At 50.6% G+C, this 21,222-nt stretch carries 17 protein-coding genes; 9 read left to right on the top strand and 8 right to left on the bottom strand.

The genetic code is table 11. From position 1 onward, the window contains the following. Positions 1 to 323: 323 nt before the first annotated feature. The 3 genes from S7335_RS19550 to S7335_RS19560 form a co-directional block, all read right to left on the bottom strand. Positions 324 to 608: a DUF3288 family protein gene (locus S7335_RS19550; protein WP_038019196.1), complete on the bottom strand. Its 285-nt coding sequence runs from the start codon at positions 606 to 608 to the stop codon at positions 324 to 326. 48 nt (positions 609 to 656) lie between these two features. Next, the gene (fghA, locus tag S7335_RS19555) at positions 657 to 1,523 is read right to left on the bottom strand and encodes an S-formylglutathione hydrolase (RefSeq protein WP_006453487.1); all 867 of its coding nucleotides are present in this window, start codon (positions 1,521 to 1,523) and stop codon (positions 657 to 659) included. Positions 1,524 to 1,590: 67 nt separating this feature from the next. Next, positions 1,591 to 2,703 (bottom strand): S-(hydroxymethyl)glutathione dehydrogenase/class III alcohol dehydrogenase, encoded by a 1,113-nt coding sequence (locus tag S7335_RS19560; RefSeq protein WP_006454806.1) that lies wholly within the window; start codon positions 2,701 to 2,703, stop codon positions 1,591 to 1,593. Positions 2,704 to 3,045: 342 nt separating this feature from the next. Between S7335_RS19560 and dacB the strand changes: the two genes are divergently transcribed. Next, positions 3,046 to 4,560, top strand: coding sequence for a D-alanyl-D-alanine carboxypeptidase/D-alanyl-D-alanine-endopeptidase (gene dacB / locus S7335_RS19565; RefSeq protein ID WP_006454839.1), 1,515 nt, complete (start codon positions 3,046 to 3,048; stop codon positions 4,558 to 4,560). Between the two features lie 245 nt (positions 4,561 to 4,805). Then, the gene (locus S7335_RS19570; protein WP_006454354.1) at positions 4,806 to 6,215 is read left to right on the top strand and encodes a DEAD/DEAH box helicase; all 1,410 of its coding nucleotides are present in this window, start codon (positions 4,806 to 4,808) and stop codon (positions 6,213 to 6,215) included. Between the two features lie 99 nt (positions 6,216 to 6,314). Here S7335_RS19570 and acs read toward each other — a convergent pair whose 3' ends face one another. Then, positions 6,315 to 8,285 (bottom strand): acetate--CoA ligase, encoded by a 1,971-nt coding sequence (acs, locus tag S7335_RS19575; RefSeq protein ID WP_006454590.1) that lies wholly within the window; start codon positions 8,283 to 8,285, stop codon positions 6,315 to 6,317. Positions 8,286 to 8,641: 356 nt separating this feature from the next. Between acs and S7335_RS19580 the strand changes: the two genes are divergently transcribed. Then, the gene (locus S7335_RS19580; RefSeq protein ID WP_006454727.1) at positions 8,642 to 9,244 is read left to right on the top strand and encodes a PadR family transcriptional regulator; all 603 of its coding nucleotides are present in this window, start codon (positions 8,642 to 8,644) and stop codon (positions 9,242 to 9,244) included. Here S7335_RS19580 and S7335_RS19585 read toward each other — a convergent pair. Beyond that, on the bottom strand, positions 9,193 to 9,624 hold the full coding sequence (locus tag S7335_RS19585) for a Fur family transcriptional regulator (RefSeq protein ID WP_038016554.1): 432 nt from the start codon (positions 9,622 to 9,624) through the stop codon (positions 9,193 to 9,195). The two genes, S7335_RS19580 and S7335_RS19585, sit on opposite strands and share 52 nt — an antisense overlap. Positions 9,625 to 9,762: 138 nt before the next feature. On the opposite strand from S7335_RS19585, the gene purS reads away from it, so the two are divergent. Both purS and purQ read left to right on the top strand, forming a co-directional pair. Continuing rightward, positions 9,763 to 10,038, top strand: a complete 276-nt coding sequence (purS, locus tag S7335_RS19590; protein ID WP_038019203.1) for a phosphoribosylformylglycinamidine synthase subunit PurS — start codon at positions 9,763 to 9,765, stop codon at positions 10,036 to 10,038. Between the two features lie 12 nt (positions 10,039 to 10,050). After that, entirely contained in the window at positions 10,051 to 10,749 is a 699-nt protein-coding gene (gene purQ, locus S7335_RS19595) for a phosphoribosylformylglycinamidine synthase subunit PurQ (RefSeq protein ID WP_006456160.1), read from the top strand. A gap of 152 nt (positions 10,750 to 10,901) precedes the next feature. Here purQ and S7335_RS19600 read toward each other — a convergent pair whose 3' ends face one another. Next, positions 10,902 to 11,651, bottom strand: coding sequence for a hypothetical protein (locus tag S7335_RS19600; protein WP_006456150.1), 750 nt, complete (start codon positions 11,649 to 11,651; stop codon positions 10,902 to 10,904). A gap of 240 nt (positions 11,652 to 11,891) precedes the next feature. Here S7335_RS19600 and murG point away from each other — a divergent pair, with 240 nt between their 5' ends. Continuing rightward, entirely contained in the window at positions 11,892 to 13,022 is a 1,131-nt protein-coding gene (gene murG / locus S7335_RS19605; RefSeq protein WP_227500038.1) for an undecaprenyldiphospho-muramoylpentapeptide beta-N-acetylglucosaminyltransferase, read from the top strand. A 65-nt stretch (positions 13,023 to 13,087) separates the two neighbouring features. Here murG and S7335_RS19610 read toward each other — a convergent pair whose 3' ends face one another. Further along, a complete protein-coding gene (locus S7335_RS19610; RefSeq protein ID WP_006455257.1) occupies positions 13,088 to 14,410 on the bottom strand; it encodes a phospholipase D-like domain-containing protein in 1,323 nt (440 codons plus the stop codon). A gap of 84 nt (positions 14,411 to 14,494) precedes the next feature. Here S7335_RS19610 and S7335_RS19615 point away from each other — a divergent pair, with 84 nt between their 5' ends. The 3 genes from S7335_RS19615 (at position 14,495) to S7335_RS19625 (ending at position 17,591) form a co-directional block, all read left to right on the top strand. Beyond that, positions 14,495 to 15,028, top strand: a complete 534-nt coding sequence (locus S7335_RS19615) for a Ycf51 family protein (RefSeq protein WP_006455096.1) — start codon at positions 14,495 to 14,497, stop codon at positions 15,026 to 15,028. Positions 15,029 to 15,069: 41 nt separating this feature from the next. Beyond that, entirely contained in the window at positions 15,070 to 16,269 is a 1,200-nt protein-coding gene (locus S7335_RS19620; protein WP_006454793.1) for an iron-containing alcohol dehydrogenase family protein, read from the top strand. Positions 16,270 to 16,388: 119 nt separating this feature from the next. Next, positions 16,389 to 17,591, top strand: coding sequence for an aspartate aminotransferase (locus S7335_RS19625; protein ID WP_006453858.1), 1,203 nt, complete (start codon positions 16,389 to 16,391; stop codon positions 17,589 to 17,591). 177 nt (positions 17,592 to 17,768) lie between these two features. Here the strand turns inward: S7335_RS19625 and S7335_RS19630 are convergent, their stop codons facing one another. Continuing rightward, on the bottom strand, positions 17,769 to 21,014 hold the full coding sequence (locus S7335_RS19630; RefSeq protein ID WP_006457724.1) for a DEAD/DEAH box helicase: 3,246 nt from the start codon (positions 21,012 to 21,014) through the stop codon (positions 17,769 to 17,771). Between the last annotated feature and the right edge of the window lie 208 nt (positions 21,015 to 21,222).

Consider the following 21,222-nt stretch of genomic DNA (forward strand, 5'->3'; position numbering starts at 1 on the left):
GACTGTGAAGGACGCTGACTGCCTATGGCTAAAGCCTGATTTGGTCTAGTGAAGCTAAGTTGCATAAGTTACACATCCGCGCTGTCACTCTAACTTATTGTCGGTAGCACCACCAAAGCACTAGACATCGGCCAATAAAAAATCTGCCCTCTAAAGTAGCTTCGTTGGGTATCTAACTAGTCACTCCTATTCTGAATTCTCACTGATTAATATCTTTCGTAATCAAAGTGGCTATCTACAACTACAACGCTCAGAAACGCTGGCAGCTATAAAGGTGTAACCTATCTATGTTCTACTGTTCTAAATGTTGATGGAGAATCTTCTTAACTCCAATCTTCTCCTTTCTTGAGCCATGTAGGCTTAAACACAGACTCTGTTTGATGGATCACTCGCGTCTTCGCAAATAGTTCGTCTTCGCTCAAACCTAACTTCGACAACATTTTATCCAAATCAGCTTGAATATCACGGGCCCCCTGAAATCCGTCGTAGCGCACCCGCAGCCGAGCTAGCTCGGCTAGGCTTAGGCTATCCGTTGGACCCGCCATGATGGTATTGAGAGTTTCACGATCTTTCTTGTATTGGGGGTGAAGATAGTCTTTGTTGGTCATCGGTTGTTCGTCGTAGACAAGCACTAGAGGTTTATTCAGAAGGTTCATTCAGTTGGAATTTAGAATGTTGGCGTGATGTCGGATATGGTCGCCCATAAAGGTTGAAATAAAGTAGTAGCTGTGATCGTATCCAGGCTGTCGCCGCAGGGTTATCGGCTGGCCAGCTTGCTCACAAGCGCTCTTAAACACCTCTGGCATCAGCTGACCCGCAGCTAGAAACGGGTCGGCTTCGCCCTGATCGATCAATATAGGAGCGCGACTATCTCTCCCTACTTTTACAAGTTCTGTGGCGTCATACGCTGCCCACTTGTCGGACTTTTCACCGAAGTATCCAGTGAAGGCTTTCTTTCCCCATGGGCACTGAGATGGCGCTGCGATAGGTGCAAACGCAGAAATTGAAGCATACTGCTCTGGGTTCTTCAAGCCGCAGATTAAAGCGCCGTGCCCTCCCATCGAATGGCCAAAGATGCCTGCCGGGCCTGAGCGTACTGGCAGTTCAGCGGAAATTAGCTCAGGCAGTTCTTTAGTCACATAGTCATACATCTGATAGTGTTGCGCCCAGGGATCTACAGTTGCATTCACATAGAAGCCTGCACCCGAACCAAAGTCCCAGTCATCATCTTCACCGGGGATGTCAGTGCCGCGAGGACTAGTATCTGGAGCAACTAGAATCAGTCCGTGCTCAGCGGCATACCGTTGTGCGCCCGCCTTTTCGATGAAGTTTTTCTCTGTACAGGTCAATCCAGATAGGTAATACAATACGGGTACAGAATCGGCTTCTGCTTGGGGCGGTACATACACTACTAAATTCATCTCGCAGTCGCAGGCTATCGAGCGATGAGCATAAAACCGGGTAGTTCCGCCAAAGCTTTGGGCGCGCGACTTTTCTTTTAAGCTCAACTTTTCTAGGCTCATAGATACGTCTTCTCAAGTTGATTCAGCTGGCTGTCGTTATCTCGATACCTAGCCGTTATTCCAGTCTCTAATCGTACAAAACCACACTGCGAATAGACTCACCGCGATGCATGAGATCAAAGGCGTCGTTGATCTTTTCTAGAGGCATGGTATGCGTGATCAAATCGTCAATGTTGATTTTGCCATCCATGTACCAATCCACAATTTTGGGCACATCTGTTCGGCCCCTCGCACCACCGAATGCACTACCTTTCCACACTCGCCCAGTTACTAGCTGAAAAGGGCGAGTACTAATTTCTGCGCCTGCTTCGGCGACGCCGATAATTGTGCACACGCCCCATCCTTTATGGCAGCACTCTAAAGCCTGACGCATCACATTAACGTTGCCGATGCACTCAAATGAATAATCTGCCCCGCCGTCGGTCAGCTCTACTAGATGCCCGATCAAATCGCCTTCAATTTCTCGGGGATTGACGAAATGGGTCATGCCAAACTTTTCTGCGATCGCTCGCTTATCAGAATTGATGTCTACCCCTACAATCTTGTCAGCACCTACCATCTTCGCGCCTTGAATTACATTTAGCCCAATGCCGCCAAGACCAAACACCACAACAGTCGCGCCCGCCTCTACTTTGGCCGTAAATATCACCGCGCCAATTCCAGTTGTCACCCCACAGCCGATGTAGCAAACCTTATCGAACGGCGCATCAGAGCGGATTTTCGCCAGTGAGATTTCAGGTACCACCGTATAGTTTGCAAACGTGGACGTGCCCATGTAGTGATAGATAGGCTTTCCTTCGAGCGAAAATCGGCTGGTGCCATCCGGCATTAGTCCCTTTCCCTGAGTTGCTCGAACCGCCTGACATAGGTTTGTCTTTTGACTGAGGCAATAAGCGCACTGTCGACACTCTGCCGTATACAGAGGAATCACATGGTCTCCAGGCTTAAGACTCTTTACTTCAGGTCCTACTTCTCGAACGATGCCAGCGCCCTCATGACCCAGAATTGACGGAAAAATTCCTTCTGAATCTTTACCAGACAGCGTATATGCGTCAGTATGACAAATGCCAGTTGCCTTGATCTCGACTAATACTTCACCCGCTTTTGGCCCTTCTAGCTGTACCGTTTCAATACTTAGCGGTTGATTGGCTTCAAATGCTACTGCTGCCTTCACGTCCATAAATCGAGCTCACTCAATTCAAGTATCAATCCGAGCATTATCTATCGAGGTGGTTAGGAAAAAACAGAGCTAGGACACAAATCAAAATGAACCAACAGTGAATAGGGACTTTAAGATCACTGACGAGCTTAGAGCAGACTCATCAAAATCAGCCGGAACCTAACCCGCTGCTATCGACAAAGAGCCGATCACAAAACAAAACCGTCGGCCTAGTCGCTATAGCTTTCGTAGAGTTGCTTAGGACAGGCTCATCGGCTAAAACGTTACAGAGCATCTGCTAACCCACCTAGTAACTCACCCACGTGGTAACTATAGACCACAAGACATGACAGATCACGAGACATGACACTAGCGAAAGTATCTGCGTCGCCTCAACAAGTGCCAACTCAACAGGTTGTGAGGAAAGCACCTACCCGGAAATTCAAATTCGGCGAACTTGTCCTCGGGTTAGCTACGAGTCTCGCCATCTTGGCACAGGCTGAGATCGCTTTTGCGGGAGTTTGTCGAGCGGACCTGCCTGGGAAAATCGATGCGATCGCCGACAAATACACCCTAGACGGCACAGATATTGGCATCCTCATCGAAGATCTCACTCCTGATACTCGCGCCCTCTACGCTCGCAACGCTCAAGAAAAACTTGTCCCTGCCTCTAATGTTAAACTCCTTACCACGGCTGCAGCCTTGCAAGCTCTTGGTCCTGACTTCAGCATACGGACATCGGTCTATGGTCAGCCGGATGCAGCTATTCAAGATCTTTACGTAGTCGGACGCGGCGATCCGACTTTCACTAGCTATCAAATCAACCTACTCTCTAGCCAGCTAAAGCAAAAAGGCGTTCGCCGAGTCAACAGCCTGACCGCCGTCGATAACCACTTTACTGGCCCTGTGGCTAATCCCTACTGGGACGAAGAAGATTACCGCGCGGGCTACGGCGCGGTTGCGAATAGTCTCATCCTAAACCGCAACGAGCTAGGCTTCACCGCTATTCCAAACGGTATTGGTCAGCTATTGAGCATCGTTTGGGACCGCCCTGAATTTGTTCAAGGCTGGCGTATTGAGAACAACACGCGTACTGTCGGTGATGGCAACGAATTTATCGATGCCGGGCAAAAACCTGGACTAAAAGTGATGGACGTGCGCGGACAGCTGATCGCAGGTACTGCTTCTGAAAATACTTCTATCGCCCTACTCGATCCAGGTAGCTACTTTGCCGAACAGTTTCAACAGAGTCTCAGTGCCTACGGACTAGGGAATGCCTCCGTTCAAGTCACGACGACTAGCCCGCCTGAGGGGACAGTCGAACTTGCCGCTATTGAGTCCCCGCCGCTACGGGCCTTTATCGATCCGACAAATCTCTACAGCGTGAATATCTATGCTGAGGCCATGATCAAAACTTTGGGCCGTAGCCTAGTGCCTGAAACAGGTAATGCCTATACCGCTGGCGCGATCGCCGTAGGCAGCGTTCTCACCGAACTAGGTGTCTCTCCAGACGGCATCTCTATTGTGGATGGATCTGGCCTTTCTAAACAAAACAAAGTCACACCCGAGGCCTTTGTCGAGACCCTTCAGGTGATGGCTAGGACTGAAAATGCAACGACTTATCGCAACTCTCTAGCGGTTGCTGGAAGCAGCGGTACCTTACGCAATCGCATGCAAGGAACCTTGGCGGAAGGTCGATTTCAAGGGAAAACTGGCACCCTTAGCAACACCTACACTTTGAGCGGCTATCTAAACCCACCGAATCATCCGCCGTTAGTACTCAGCATTTTGATCAACAACACAGATGCTTCCGGGCGAGATGTTCGTGGTTCAATCGACCAGATCGTTACTTATGCAGCCAGTTTAGACGACTGCTAGCGCGTCTCTGCCATACAGGAGTCGGAATAGCAGTGCATACAAGCCAGTGATAAAGTCGCTGATGGGCCTGCTAGTATATGATGCTATTGGCTGCGTATCTAGTCTGCGCTCTTGCCAGAGGCATGATTATTGTGTTTCAAACAGCTGACGATATGCTCTTAGACTAGGTTCGTAGGTTGTAAGTGCTACCTGTGAGAAAAGGGCACCCACCCTACCAATTGCCTCTAGGCATTTGCATTTGCTTGATGATGTCCTTTGAATCTCTCGGTCTGCGGACTGAAATTTTGCGTGCGATCGCAGACCAAGGCTATACCGATCCTACTCCGATACAAGTCCAATCGATTCCTCTTGTCATTGCCGGTCATGATGTGATGGCTAGCGCCCAAACCGGCACTGGCAAGACAGCTGGCTTCACGCTCCCTCTGCTGCAGCGGCTATGCGAAGGGTTACCTCTCCAAACATCGCCTACTCGCAATCAAACCTCGATCAGATCTGATGCATCCCGAAACGGAACTTCTAGACCTATCCTACGGAAGCGTAAAGGGTCCGTTTCGCGCGGCGACCACAGGCCCATTCGCGCCTTAATCGTCACACCCACAAGAGAGCTGGCCGCCCAGATCGGCGAAAACGTCAACGCCTACAGCAAGTATCTACCCGTCCGTTCTACCGTGATTTTCGGCGGCGTCAAGATTAACCCTCAGATCTCCAAGCTGCGCCAGGGTGTTGATATTTTAATCGCGACGCCAGGTCGACTGCTTGATCATGTCGGTCAGCGAACTGTGGATCTTTCGCAAGTCGAAGTATTGGTACTAGATGAAGCCGATCGGATGTTGGATATGGGTTTTATCCACGATATTCGGAAGATCTTGGCACTCGTGTCAGAAGAGCGGCAAACACTGCTATTTTCTGCGACTTTCTCTAAACCGATCAAAAAGCTAGCCGATAGTTTTTTGCGATCGCCCAAGACTATTGAAGTCGCTCGCCAGAACGCCACTGCCGATACTGTTGATCAGGTCGTCTATCCGGTTGATCGCGTTCGCAAGAGTGAACTGCTCTCTTTTATCATTGGCTCGCGCAACTGGCAGCAAGTACTTGTTTTCACTCGGACCAAACACGGTGCTAACAGACTCACCAAACACCTTCAAAAAGATGGGCTCACCGCCGCCGCCATCCATGGCAACAAAAGCCAGGGAGCCCGTACCCGTGCTCTTGCTGCCTTCAAGGCTAGGGATGTGCGAGTACTAGTTGCAACAGATATTGCCGCTCGCGGACTAGACATTGATCTTCTGCCTCATGTTGTGAATTTTGAGCTGCCGAACGTAGCTGAAGACTATGTACACCGAATAGGCAGAACCGGACGGGCTGGCAATGAAGGGCAGGCAGTTTCGCTAGTTTGCGTCGATGAAAAAGACCTATTGCGTGGCATCGAACGACTGCTAAGGCGAGATATTCCAAGAGAAGTGATCCCAGGATATGAGCCCGATCCGTCTATTCCGCCAGAGCCTATCCCTAATGGACGTAACAACCCAAGGGGGGGTAGTCGTAGTAGCAATGGCGGAAAAGGAAGACAGGGTCGCTCTCGCAGCTCTCGTCCTAAAGCTTCACGGCCCTCAACATCTAAGCCTGTGCTTAAGGGCCGCCGCGCCTCTAGTTAGCCAATTTACGCTAATGCAGCAACTAGTTAGCCAATTTGCGCTGATGCAGCAACGGCCAATCTCTATCAAAAATTGAAGGGGTCATCATGCTTGAAGCGGTTACGAGCCTTGACGTAGTTTCTCTAGAACGCTCTGATCTTCCATGGTGGTAGCATCACCTACGACGTCTTCGCCGCTGGCGAGGTTACGTAAGAAGCGGCGGATAATCTTGCCAGAGCGGGTTTTAGGCAGAGCATCGGTGAATTGAATTTCTCCAGGCCGAGCGATCGCGCCGATCTCTTTTACCACATGCTGCTTCAGCTCACCTTTTAGCTCATCACTCACCGAATACGTCCCTTCTAGCGTCACGAACGCATACACGTCCTCGCCTTTGATCTCATCCTTACGACCGACGACCGCTGCTTCAGCCACTGCCGGATGCGACACTAGCGCCGATTCAATTTCCATCGTGCCAAGCCGATGACCCGACACATTGAGGACATCATCCGTACGGCCCATCACCCAAAAGTAGCCATCGGCATCCTTACGCGCGCCGTCCCCAGCAAAATACAGGTACTTTCCATCTTTGGGTGGAATATGCTCCCAATAGGTTCGCCGAAATCTAGCGTCGTCTCCATACACCGTGCGCATCATGCTAGGCCAAGGGTGCTTCACCACCAGATAGCCGCCTTCATTGACGCCAACTGGATTACCCTCAACGTCCACTACATCTGCCAAAATACCGGGGAAAGGTTTCGTCGCAGAGCCTGGTTTAGTCGGCGTTGCTCCCGGCAGCGGCGTCAGCATAAAGCCGCCCGTTTCGGTCTGCCACCAGGTATCTACAATCGGACAGCGATCGCCCCCGATCACCTTGCGATACCACATCCAGGCTTCCGGGTTAATGGGCTCACCAACAGTGCCTAGAATCCGCAACGAAGACAAATCGCGTGCCTTCGGTTCCGCATCGCCCATTTTCATAAAGGCGCGAATCGCAGTCGGCGCCGTATAGAAGATAGTGACGCCATACTTTTCTACAACATCCCAAAAAGCGCCAGGATTAGAAGGTCTTGGGGCCCCTTCATACATCAAAGTAGTGGCTCCGTTAGAAAGCGGGCCATACACAATGTAGCTGTGGCCCGTAATCCATCCCACATCTGCTGTACACCAATACACATCGTCATCTTTGATATCAAAGGTCCATTTGAACGTCATATGGGTGTAGAGGTTGTAGCCGGCGGTGGTGTGAACGACGCCCTTGGGTTTACCAGTGGTGCCGCTGGTATAGAGAATGAAAAGGAGATCTTCGCTATCCATAGGTTCGGCTGGGCAGTCAGTAGAAGCAGATGGCTTCACATCGTGCCACCACACATCACGCCCTTCTGTCCAGTCAACCGCTTGGCTCGTGCGCTGTACAACTAGGACGTTAGCAACCGAAGGGACCGCATTGTTTTCTAGAGCTGCATCGACCGCGGGCTTAAGTCCCATTGGCTTATCTTTACGGAAGCCGCCGTCGGCAGTGATCACCACCTTGGCTTCGGCGTCATTGAGGCGATCGCGCAGCGCCTCCGCGCTAAACCCACCAAATACCACCGTATGCGCCGCACCGATGCGTGCGCAGGCTAACATTGCCATCGCCGCTTCTGGAATCATCGGCATATATAGACCAACGCGATCGCCTTTCTGCACGCCTAAATCTTTGAGCACATTGGCCATCTGACACACTTCTGCATGCAGCTCAGCGTACGTTAGCTGACGAGAATCACCCGGTTCTCCCTCCCAGATCAGCGCCGTCTTATCCCGCTTGTCTGTAGTCAGATGCCGATCTAGACAGTTATGCGAAATATTGATCTTGCCACCGACAAACCACTTAGCAAACGGTGGCTGCCAATCTAACACCGATTCCCATTTCTCAAACCAATCTAGCTCCTCTTCAGCCAGCTTTGCCCAAAATCTAGCTGGATCAGCCGCCGCCTGATCACAGAGCTGCTGATAAGTCTCCATATTTGGGATACGAGCTTTCGCTGAAAACGCTGCGGGCGGTTCAAATACCCGCTGCTCCTGCAAAATTGATTCGATGGTGGAGTCTGCCATGGGAAATAAGCCTTGATGCAGTAGAAAGAAGATCTTCAAAAACCATACTGCGTTTATTCATAGCTTGGGTACTAGATCGCCGTTCCGTAATATCTTTGGAACAAAGTTAACTTTGGAACAAAATTTAGTTCTGTTCTGCCTCACAAGACTGCCTAACCTTATGGACTGTCTCTCTAAAGGACTCTATAGGGCCCACCAGAACCCCACCCTTTGCGATCAGCGGCGTCATAGCGGTGTAAGGGAATCTTTCCTTTAGCAGCGTCCCTTTTATTCGCTAGCGCTGGGCAGTTTCGCCCTATACGTTTTGCATAGACTTCGCGTACTATGTCTATGGGTGAATATTCATGGCCTAGAACATGTCTCTTCCTTATGCAATTTTGGCGGCGCTGTTCAACGAAACTTGCAGCGGCTATGACCTGGTTAAGCGCTTCAACAAATCAGTAGAATGCTTTTGGAGTGCTAGCCATCAGCAGATATACAAAGCACTGGCAAGGTTGGAAGAAGATGAACAGATCTCTTCTGAAAAAATTGAACAGGAAAATCGACCGAATAAAAAGCTTTACACAGTGACTGAGCGCGGACGACAGCTTTTGCAGGCGTGGATCGGCCAGGCAGAAGAAGAGAGCACGCCGTTAAAGTCGGAGCTGTTAGTGAAGCTATCGGTAGGTCATGCAGTGCCCACAGAGACTTTATTGTCGATGCTAGAGGTCTATTATCAACAGCACCGGGAACGCCTGAAGAGCTATCAAGGCGTTGCTAGGCAGTATGAACAAGTGCCACAAATGTCTCGTGAAAGCCAGTTTCAGTATTTGGCACTGCGGGCAGGCATCCGGCAGCAACTAGCCTGGGTAGCCTGGTGTGAGGAGGTCATGGGATTTCTAGGGCAGTCCATAGAGCAGCCAATTACTCAGCCAGCGGCCGTTCGTGGTGAGTCTAGTCGAGAAACCTCCTTAGGCTGAAGTCTCTGACACTGTTCACACAGCCCGAAGAATTCTAGGGTGTGATAGAAAATTTGAAAGTGATGAGACTCAGTTAGATGGGTTTCTAGACCATGCACCGGACATTCGTCCATTTCAGCAGAGTGCCCACAGCGAACACAGGTCAGATGGTGGGTATCGGCCTGGACAAGACTGTAGAGAGACTCACCACTAGGCAGCGTGCGGACTTGAATTGCGCCTTCTTGTTTCAATGACTCAAGGGCGCGGTAGACAGTTGCTAAGCCGATGCTACTTTTTTCTTGCCTCAGCTGAATGTGTAGATCTTGAGCTGAGATAGCTTCTTTTAGCCGCTTGATCAGCTCAAGAATTTGGGTCTGGCTTCGGGTACGGTGGCTTTTCATTCGCCTTTGCGGAGATCTTTTAGAGTGAGTTGATAGGTAGGGCCTGATTACGCCTTCGATTACACCTTAGTCTATAGAAGAATATTGAGGGGAGATTAAATAAGGTAGGATCACTTGTGTTCTTTTGGATCTATCGCCGTGACGCAATCTGCTGATGTTCAATTCTACCAAGCGAAGGTTTATGTGACTTTGCGGCCTTCCGTACTAGATCCAGCAGGGACGGCTGTACGCTCTGGATTGAGTCATATGGGCTACGACAATGTGTCCAAAGTTCGGATTGGCAAATACATTGAGGTGGATTTGACTGCTAGAAGTAAGGCACTAGCGCAAGAGCAGTTAGATAGAATCTGCAATCAGCTGCTAGCCAATCCGGTGATCGAAAATTACTGCGTGGAAGTTTTTGAAGCAGCATAGGAAGGCAACGGTATGAATTTCGGTGTGATCGTTTTTCCAGGGGCAAATTGCGATCGCGATATTGCCTACATCATCCGCGATATTCTCGGTCAGCCCACTCGTATGGTCTGGCACGAAGAGAGCGATCTTACTGACCTAGATGTGGTGGTAGTACCAGGTGGATTTAGCTACGGTGACTATCTACGCTGTGGAGCGATCGCGCAGTTTTCTCCGGCCATGCGCGCCACCGTAGAGCACGCCCAGCAAGGCAAGCTGGTGATGGGTATCTGCAACGGTTTTCAGGTTCTAACCGAGATGGGCCTATTACCGGGGGCACTAGTGAGGAATCGGGACTTGCACTTCGTATGCGATCGCGTTCCCATTCGAGTAGAACGAGCCGATCTTCCCTGGACTCAGGGCTACCATAAGGACCAAGTGATTACGCTACCCATTGCACATGGCGAAGGCTGCTACTTTGCAGAATCTGACACTATCAAATCTTTAGAAGACCATAACCAGATTCTCTTCCGCTATTGCAATCACCTAGGAGAAGTCAACGAAGCAGCCAACCCTAACGGCTCACTTAGTAACATTGCTGGTATTTGTAATCAAGCAGGTAACGTCCTTGGAATGATGCCTCATCCAGAGCGAGCAGCCGATAAAGCACTCAACCACACCGACGGACTTGCTTTATTCGAAGGGCTGTTACAGACAGCGATGGCTGTAGCTTAAGCTGAGAATACCTTAAGCTAGTTAGCACCAAAGCAAAAAGTCACTTTGCCTACGTCTATACAAGGGTTGCAGCCAGTATGTTGTGCTTTGGCCAAGACCTTAGCCAGGTAGTCAAAGCTATAGAGAAGAACTCAATCTACAGCTAACTACAGCTAATTGACCTGCAGCCTTCTGGTAACGACAGTGACACCATCTTCACGGACTAGCAGCGCAGAAACCCAACGACTATCTGGTGAGTTAGGCGCTTCTCCAATCTTAAACAAACCGCCGGCTGAAAGCAGCTCCAACTCAACCGGACGACCCGCGAAGAAGTCAGTCGAAGTTACACCTTCATCAATCACCCCGCCAAGTAGGTAGCGATTGCCAAGCGGTTCTAGCACAATGGCGTCAAAGTCGTAGTTTTCGCCACTTTCTACCTGCTCGGCTAGAATTACTGAGACAGAGGGCGGGCTTTCACCTGATGTGGTCTGGTTGCGCTCTGAGAGAGTCTCCTGAGAAATAATCTTGCCGTCCTGGTAAGTCTGCCGCGAACGAATGACAGATTCTAGCGCTTTACTCTGACCACTCTCAATTTGAGTGCCGCTGACGTAAGTGACCGTCTCGGCAAGGAACCCATCTGAGGTAGGCTCCCATGATTGCAGCTCTACTCGGTATGACAGGGTTGTGTATCTCTCCCAGAAGGTCTGTAATGCGGCTTCTAGGGTGTCGTAGGTAAAGCCATCTTCGTTAGTAAAGGAAGGACTATAGCCATCCATCACTGCGCTTAGATCCCTATTGGAGGCAGCGGTCTCCATACTTTCGATAGCGGTAGTCAGTTCTGAAGGGGCACTATCGGCAGGAATGGCTTTGGCGGCAGAGACAGCGCCGAGGCTAATAGCGAATCCACTGGCTATGCCGATCATGATAGGAGATGCTATCTGTTGGCATTTAGATCGAAATTGAAGCCAAGAGCGGCATAGAGCCATGAATTTAAGTATCCTTCTTTTTAGAGTTCTTCTAGCAGCTGATTCTAGCCACTAATTTTGAGGGGTTAAGGAGTCAGGGGCGAATGGGTTGGCAGATGGTACCTTAAACCAAGGTAACTTGAAAATTATATCAATACGGTATTTGACTAGAGTATGCCGTTGCAAGGGGTCAGTTTTATGGGTGAGGGGTTACTGGTACAAAAGGTTGATGATACCTCCGGCAAGCCCAAGCGAATGCCGAAGCTTTTGATCGCAGCGAGTGGGACGGGCGGCCATTTGTTTCCGGCGATCGCGACGGCTCAGCAGCTCTCTGACTATACAATCGAGTGGCTAGGTGTGCCTGATCGTTTGGAAACAGAGCTCGTACCTGGTGCTTACAAACTCCACACGGTGAAGATGGGCGGCGTCCAGGGCAAATTAGGCCTTAGTACCGTTAAGCAGCTAGCTCGGTTTACAACGGCAACAATGCAGGTGCGCCGGTTGTTAAAGCGTGGCCAGTTTCAAGGCGTCTTTACAACAGGTGGGTATATTGCTGCGCCGGCAATTCTAGCGGCGCGATCTTTAGGGCTGCCGGCAGTGCTGCACGAGTCGAATGCGCTGCCGGGTAAAGTCACTCGTTTTTTGAGCGGTTGGTGTACCACGGTGGCGGTGGGGTTTGCTGAGGCGATTGAGCATCTACCCAAGGCGCAGACGGTCGTGGTAGGAACGCCTGTGCGATCACAGTTTCTAGATGCGCTGAAGAACGAACAAAGCAGCTTATCCGATCTGGGTATTTGCGATCAAAAGCCTCTAATTGTGGTCTTAGGCGGCAGTCAGGGGGCAGTGGCCATCAATCGGCTCGTGCGAACCGCCGCCCCTGCCTGGTTAGAAACAGGCGCTCGGATTGTGCATATCACAGGATCGAATGATCCAGACGCGGATAGTTTTGAACATGCCCGCTATGTCCATCGCCCTTTCTATAGCGATATGGCGGCGCTGTTTGGCAGAGCAAGCCTAGTCGTCAGCCGAGCAGGCGCAGGGACTTTGATTGAGCTAGCGGTGACAGGAACGCCGTCGGTTTTGATTCCGTATCCATTTGCGGCAGAAGATCACCAGACATTTAATGCGATCGCCTTCCAAAAAGCGGGCGCAGCGCAGCTTTATCAACAGTCCGAGCTCTCAGCAGATAAGCTGCAATCGATTGTGATAGATCTGTTGAACTCGCCTGGGCAGCTTGAGCGGATGGCGATGGCGGCACGTGGACTAGCGACAGTTGATAGCGCAGCTCAAATGGCCAAGATTATCTCGGCTCAGCTATCAGCCACCTAATCATCAGCTCTCTAGTTTGAAAGCTTAAACCAGAAGAGTGAGCTATCTTCTGTTCAAAGCAGAGGTTAAAGCATGGGACATTTCTGTTTGCTTTCTTCTATTTTTCTTTGCAACAGCGGGGTGTTTCCTAAGTAGGGCTGTCTGTAGAGTCGCTCGAATTCTCGGTTGAAGTGGGCAGCGACTGTAGGGTTGCGAATGACTAGCAGGGTTTCGTCATTTTTAGCGTTAGCGGCATGGCTCCAATTTTGAGAGCCCACGATGACAGTGGTGTCGTCAATAATAGCGAATTTGTGATGAAGTTTGTCGCCTTCTAGGAGGCGGGGGGAGCCCACCGCTGTGATCGGCGTTTGCCAGGGACGATTCTGTGCCTCAATTTTGCAGCGGTGATCGGGTAGTGAGATGCCTAGCATGTCCAAGGCCTCGCTGTAGTTGCGATAGACAAAGCCAGGATCGATTAGAAGGCGAAGAGCGGTACCGGTTTTGACTTTGTATTCTAGCTGGTTGGCAATGCGCTGCTCTGAAAAGACGAAAAGCGCTAGATCAATACTGCTGTTCGATTGGGCCAAAGTACGAGAGATTAATCCATTGACGCTTTTTTCCCAAGGTACTTTTGAGGTCGTCGGAGAGAACTGAACAGTGATAGTGCCAGTAGATAGCTCAGTGACTTGTTCCGAGCGAGGCGGCTTTTGCAAACCAAACTGACTGTCTAGGTTGCCACTGGGACCATCGCCCCACATAAGATTGAATTCATCAGTGAATTGTAGCGCGATCGCCCTACTGTCGATCTTCAAAAAGACATTAGCATTGCCCCGACTGTCCGGTTCGTTAGCATCTCCATGAACGCCTGAGAAAGTCAGGTTTGCCGATCCCGTTAGGACCCATCGCCCATCGATCACCAGAAACTTATGATGCATCAAGCCACTGCCTTTTGAACCATCAGCAGTGTCGTCAATCCGTAAAATTTGAGCGTCCTTTATCAGCGTCAGTGCTTCTAGCTGTTCGGCCTCAAGCTTCGCGTACTGGTTTTCTAGAATCAGACGCACTGTCACGCCACGACGACTGCTATCGACTAGCGCCTGGGCGATCTGTGGAAGGTTTAGGGCCTGCACGGCAATGTCAACTGTCTGAGTCGACTGCTCTATCGCAGTAATGATAAGCGCTTCGATATTGTCGCCGTGACGCTCTATCTGACGGTAGGGCTCGGTGTAGACATTGGCTTCGGATTGATTGAAGAAGACTTGAATATAGGGATCTTGCGGTAAGGGTTCGACAAGCGGTTGAAGGCCGCGGTTAGAGGCCCAGAGACGCCATAAGCTGCTACTCGCTAGCAGTAGAATCAGTAAACTCAACAGCTGGTGGCGGCGATCGCGAAGAAAACCCTGATTCACAAAACGGACACAAATGGCGGCTCCTGTTTAGTTATTCCCCCTAGGCTGGGGAAGCAACCCCCTATAATCACTAGAGATCCTTACTTGCTGAGTTTGCCGATGCTGACGCCCGACCAGTTTCTAGTTGCGACCGGATATTTTGCGATTGGTACAATCGCCTTTGGCCTGCTCACAGCCCTTTCGTTCCTGTTGAAGTGGGGCATTCGATTTCGATTGGTAGGCGCAACAGGCTTTATGGGCGTACTAACAGCAGGACTGTTCGGCCTTAGCTTTCAGCCACTAACGCGGGCGCAGATCCCAGGGGCAGTTCCCTACACTACGGTGTTTGATTCTGGATCGTCACAAATCGTGATTGCAGTGCCAAACACTATTACCCGCACTCAGCTAGAAGCGACCCTAGAACAAGCAGCGAGTAACTTGCTTAAACCTAGTCGACTAAGCGCGGCAGGTCAGCGGCCCTTAATTCGAGCCCGCGCGATCGCTCATCGCGACGGCATCTCGGATCTGCTCTACTTGGGCTCTGTCAGACCCGGCAAAGGTAACACACCAGAAGATCGCGCTCCCATTATTGAGATTTACCCAGACAAATTGGCAAAGGCAAATAACGCTGCGGCATAATTTGGTTGCATAATTGTAGAGGGCTATACGGTAATTTTTCTATGGCACTATCCCCTGCTTTTCCAATTCTCAACATCGCCCCTGCTCAGGTCATTCGCGGTAGCGGTGTGTTGGCTAAAAGCGGTGAGCTATTGGCACGGATGGGCACGCGGCCACTGCTCGTTGGCGGTAGTCAAAGTTTGCCAAAGGCACAGCCTTTCCTCGCTCCCGCCCTATCAGGACTAGAGAGCGCCACCGCCACCTATACAAAAGACTGTAGCGAAGTTGCCCTGAGCGCTTTGCACCAGGCGGCTGAGAACCATGGCGCTGATTTTATTGTTGGTATCGGCGGCGGCAAAGCACTAGATGCAGCCAAACTCCTGGCCTATCAGCGGCAGCTAGCGGTTGTGACGGTGCCGACTTCCGCAGCGACCTGTGCAGGTTGGACAGCGCTTTCTAACGTCTATTCAGAAGCGGGGGCGTTTTTGTACGATGTGGGGTTGCCAAAGTGCCCAGATGCGATTGTGCTCGACTACGACCTGGTAGCGACTGCACCACAGCAGACGCTAGTCGCTGGAATTGGAGATGCGATCGCCAAATGGTACGAAGCCTCTGTTAGCAGCGGCCATTCTCCTCACACGATGGTTATCGGCGCAGTTCAGCAGGCGCGCGTCTTACGAGATATTCTTTTTCAAAAATCTGCAGCTGCGATCGCTAACCTAGGTAGCGATGACTGGGCAGAAGTGGTCGATGCTAGCGTGCTCATGGCAGGCGTCATTGGGGGTATGGGAGGCGCTCAGTGTCGTACGGTCGCTGCTCATGCGGTTCACAACGGCCTGACGCATGTAGCCCCGCATGGCACCCTCCATGGAGAGAAAGTTGCCTATGGCATCTTGGTGCAGCTCCGACTAGAGGAAATGGCAGCTAATAATTCGCTAGCAGCAACGGCTCGACAACAGCTAATTCGATTTTATGATTCGCTTGGTTTGCCAACTTCACTAGCTGATATGGGTATGGATCAGTTGACGCTCGCCCAGCTAAAGCAGGCTGCTACGGTCGCTTGCAAAGAAGGATCAGACATTCACCATCTGCCTTTTCCTGTACAACCCGATCAGCTCATGGCGGCAATGGTCTCTACAACAGTCCCCACCGGAGCGGTAGGGCAAAGTGCGCTTAGCCTAGAGACTACTCATTCAAATACCGCTCGCTCAAATATCACTCACTCAAATGCTGTCAGCTCTAACGCTCCCACCTCAAAGTAGCCTAAAGCAACTGCCTATACCTGGTCTACAGAAGACACCCTTGAGCGTTGTCTTCTATACTTCTTGGACGATGATGTCCAAATCATCTCCCTTTGCCGATGCCTAGAGGTAGCTTGAACATGACGTTAGACTGGTTGAAACCTGCTAGAAGGCTTGGTTCACTACCCCCTTATGTATTTGCCCGCCTAGACGAACTGAAGGCAAACGCCAGAGCAGAAGGCGTCGATCTGATCGATCTAGGGATGGGAAATCCGGGTGGGCCAACCCCTGCGCCCGTGGTTGAAGCAGCAATCTCAGCGATTGGCGATGAGAGCAACCATGGCTATCCTCCTTTTGAAGGGACAGCTAGTTTTCGGACAACAATTACCAATTGGTATCACCGTCGCTATGGCGTGACTCTAGATCCTGAGAGTGAAGCCTTACCACTAATGGGATCGAAAGAAGGACTAGGCCATATTGCCATGGCCTATATTGACCCTGGTGATGTCGTTTTGGTACCCACGCCATCTTATCCTGCTCACTTTCGCGGACCGGCGATCGCTGGAGCCGATATCCGCACTATTCCACTCAAGGCCAAAAACAATTGGATAATCGACTTTAACGATATTTCAGCAGCAGATGCCAATGCCGCCAAAGTTCTCTACTTCAACTATCCCAACAATCCCACCGGTGCAGTTGCACCAAGATCTTTCTTCGAAGAGATGGTAGCGTTTGCCCACCGCCATCAAATCTTGTTGATTCACGATCTTTGCTATGCAGAGCTGGCTTTTGAAGGCTATCAGCCCACCAGCCTATTAGAAATTCCTGGGGCCAAAGATATCAGTGTAGAATTTCACACCCTCTCGAAAACCTACAATATGGCCGGCTGGCGTGTAGGCTTCGTCGTTGGCAACCGTCATGTCATCCAAGGCTTACGTACGCTCAAAACTAACCTCGACTACGGCATTTTTTCCGCCCTGCAAACTGCCGCTGAGACAGCTCTAAACTTACCTGATCACTATCTAGAAGAAGTCCAACAGCGCTACTTAGAACGGCGCGATTTCCTGGCGAAGGAACTGGGTACGGTGGGTTGGAATGTAGTGAAACCCAAAGCCACCATGTACTTATGGATTCCTTGTCCACCGGGGATGGGAGCTTCTGACTTCGCACTGTTGTTGTTACAGAAAACGGGTGTCGTGGTAACGCCGGGAACTGCGTTTGGCGAAGGCGGTGAGGGCTATGTGCGAATTAGTTTGATTGCGAAGTGCGATCGCCTTAAAGAAGCTGTTGACAGACTCAGACAAGCGAACATCCGCTATAGCCGAGTCCCCACTAGTGTTTAGCAAATAAGATGCTACGCGACTTTATCCTTGATAGCTCGATACAAGCTCAATACACTTGATAGCGCAATACACTTGTTAGCTCAATACGCTGTGCCTTCATAGTGATACCGAATTGTCGTAGTCTATCGCTTTTGGTTCGATGGCTAAGCGTGGTTCACCCTAGAGACAAACTTACGCTCAGCTCTCATCAATAACGGCGTCGCGGTCTAACAGAAGCAAATTACGCAGTTGGTCCGTGTCGAGTTCTGTCAGCCACTGCTCGCCTGCACCAACGACCTGTTCAGCTAGCGCTTTCTTACTGTTGATCATCTCGTTAATGCGCTCTTCTAAGGTGCCAGTACAGACAAATTTGTGGACCTGGACATTTTTGGTTTGGCCAATACGGAAAGCGCGGTCGGTAGCTTGATTTTCCACGGCGGGATTCCACCAGCGATCAAAGTGAAAGACGTGATTAGCCCGGGTAAGGTTAAGGCCGACACCGCCAGCTTTAAGCGAAAGAATAAAAATTTTGGGACCATTAGGATCGAGCTGGAAGCGATCAACCATTTCTTCTCTCTTATTTTTGGACGTGCTGCCGTAGAGAAAGAGAGATTCGGTGCCAAGGCGATGTTCTAGGTGGCTGCTTAGGAGCTTTCCCCATTCTGCAAACTGGGTGAAGATGAGGGCGCGATCGCCTTCTGCCACTACTTCTTCTAACATCTCATCTAAGCGCTGCAATTTACCCGAGCGTCGAGACTTACCTAAGCTGTCTTGCTGCAAGAATTGCGCTGGGTGATTACAGATCTGCTTTAGCTTGACGAGAAGCCCCAAAATCATGCCGCGCCGCTGTAGGCCCGTAGCTTCATCAATCTCACCGAGAGTACTATCTACCAGCTTCTGATAGAGTCTAGCTTGCTCCGAAGACAGTCCGCAAAAGACGGTCATCTCCTGCTTTTCGGGCAAGTCTTGAATAATGCTGCGATCGGTTTTTAGACGGCGCAAGATGAAAGGTTGGACGAGCGAACGTAGTGTTTTCAGCGAATCTGTGTCCCCATACTTCTCAATCGGTGTCGCAAAGCGCCGCTTAAAGAAATTCAACGGACCTAAATAGCCAGGATTAAGAAAGTCCATGATTGCCCATAGCTCAGAGAGCCGATTCTCGACAGGCGTACCTGTGAGCGCAATCCGAAACACACTGTCAATTTCTCGCACAGCCACAGACTGCTTCGCCGTTGGGTTCTTAATATTTTGCGCTTCATCGAGCACCATTCCACGCCACTCAACCCGCTTTAGCTCCTTCAAATCTCGCTGTACTAATGTATAGCTAGTAATGACCAGATCGAGCTTCTCGGCTGCTTTCACCAAAGCTGAACCCTTCGGGCGCTTATCGCCGTGATACACCAGTGTCTTCACCTGGTTAGGCGCAAACTTACTGACCTCTCGCTGCCAGTTCGTCAGTACAGAAGTCGGACATACGAGCAGAACCGGACCTCCCAAAGCATTCTCTTGCTTCAAATACAGTAGAAAAGCAATGAGCTGGACTGTCTTACCTAGCCCCATATCATCCGCTAGACACGCGCCAAGTCCCCACTGTTCTAAGAATGAAAGCCACGACACCCCCTTCGCCTGATAGGGACGCAACTGCCCTGCAAAGCCATCCGGTTCTGTTACCGGCTCTAAGCTTTGATTACCTGTGGTCATGGTTGTAATCAGCTCGTCTAGCTTGCCGGAAGCGTCAAATTTCACAACTGGCAGCTTATCGATCAGCTGATTATCGCCGGTACTAATTCGCAGCGCTTCTTCGACCGAAAGCTTAGTTTGACCTTTGCGCTTCTCAAAAAAGTCCTTGGCCGCTCGCACATCTTGTGGACGTAACTCTACCCACTGACCGTTGATTTCGACGAGTGGCGTGCCCTGGGTGATTAATTCGTCAAATTCTGCCTTTGTGAGGATTTGACCGCCGACAGACAAATCCCACTTGAAGTTGAGTAAGCTCTGTAGGCCCAGTCGCTGAGTCTTAGGCGGAGCTGTAGCGCTAATCTGTAGCCCTAAACGGCTAGCGCCTACCTTGCTTGGATCGACCAGGTTATCTGGCAATATCACACCAAAACCGCTGTCTTGCAGACGCCAGACAGTGGTTTTGAGAAACTGAAACGCTTCAATCGGCCCTAAAACACATTTAGTCGGACTAGGATCAACTAATGTTTGCTTGATCGGTTCGTAGAGCCTAGTCGCACGACCTAGCCCACCTAGCAACGTTTCTTGAGGGGACTCTATGACCCGACCTTGGTAAGATAGCTCGTTGGTAGGATGCTGCCAGATCAAGGAGGCATCTACTCTGTAGTCGGTATCGTCAATGGCCTGTAATCCATAGCGCAGCGTCCAATCTTGCTCACTAGAGGTTGCCTTAGAAGCAGGCGGAACGAGCTGGAAGCAAGTACGAAAGCCTTCTACGGTATCAGTGAGGTTTTGTAGAGGGGCACTCCAAGTGTTGATCACATCGTTGAGACGAACGACGCCCGCGGGTGTACCTTCAAAGTGAGGATCTTCTGCGCCAAGAGCATCGATCCAGGCTTGCAAAGGCAGATCTTTGCTGAGCGGCGCGTTGCTAGGCAGGGTGTTCGCTTTGGCAATGCTGCGGACTTGAGCATCGACGATAGTTTCTAGGAAGCTCCGGATCAGCGGTTCGCTAGCGCTAGGCAGATCTACTTTTAGAGCAGACGTCTTCTTTGTAGTTGGAACAGGATAGCTATGACAGATCAGGGGAAGGCGATCGCAAAAATCCTTGAGCCGAGTTTGGTCAGTGGCGCTATCGAGCAAGAGCTGCCAGGTCGCGATCGCCCCTTTCTTATCACCGCCCACCACTGGCACGAACTTTCCTCTAGCTAGTAGATCCAAACACCACCGGGTCAGATGCGACCAGTAGCGCAAGTCATCACCTACAAAATCACTCGCTTCAGAACGGCCCAAAGGCAGCGTACTTAGAAGCTTCACCGTTGTTGTAGCTCCTAGCAATGCACCCGAAATTTCCCAAGGATGTATGGCTGATGCGACCTGGTGATCGGCTGATAGCACCGGCAAAAGTCCAACACCAGTTGCTTTCGCCTGCTTGAAATCATTAAAGAGCGTCGGCAATACGACGGTTCGAGATAGCCACTTTCTTTGCCCGGCCCGGCCAGCAGACTTTCCGTTTCTTTTAGCGCCTTTTTTCGCCTTAGCCACTTCTAGTTCTGAGCGCATCCACAGAAGATCTAGCTCGTCGCTTTTCTGAAAAACGTTCTGTAGCTCAGCTTGCGATAGCTGATAGGGATGCGTAGCTGGCGTGACTGTCGGCTCTTCTGCGCTGAGCATCGATAGCTCTATGGGGTTCGCTTTTCGCCAAGTTTCACCCCACAGAAAAAACCGCTGAAGATCGGGTAACCAGTTGCCGTGTAAAGTTGCCATGGGCAAAAACGCTCAAATGTATCTAGGAGTTGTATCTGGGAGTTTAGAGAAATTCTACTGATAGCTAGCTGCTTTGCTGTTATCCAAGATTGAACTAGTCACGAATGTTTGGTTGGGGCTGTAGTCTTTTGAAGCTAGTCCTTTGAGGCGATAGATGGGGGCCATAAAATAGCTAAAGCGATGTGCTTAGGCCCTTTGCTTGGGTACT

It is taken from the genome of Synechococcus sp. PCC 7335 (assembly GCF_000155595.1).
Lineage (GTDB): Bacteria > Cyanobacteriota > Cyanobacteriia > Phormidesmidales > Phormidesmidaceae > Phormidesmis.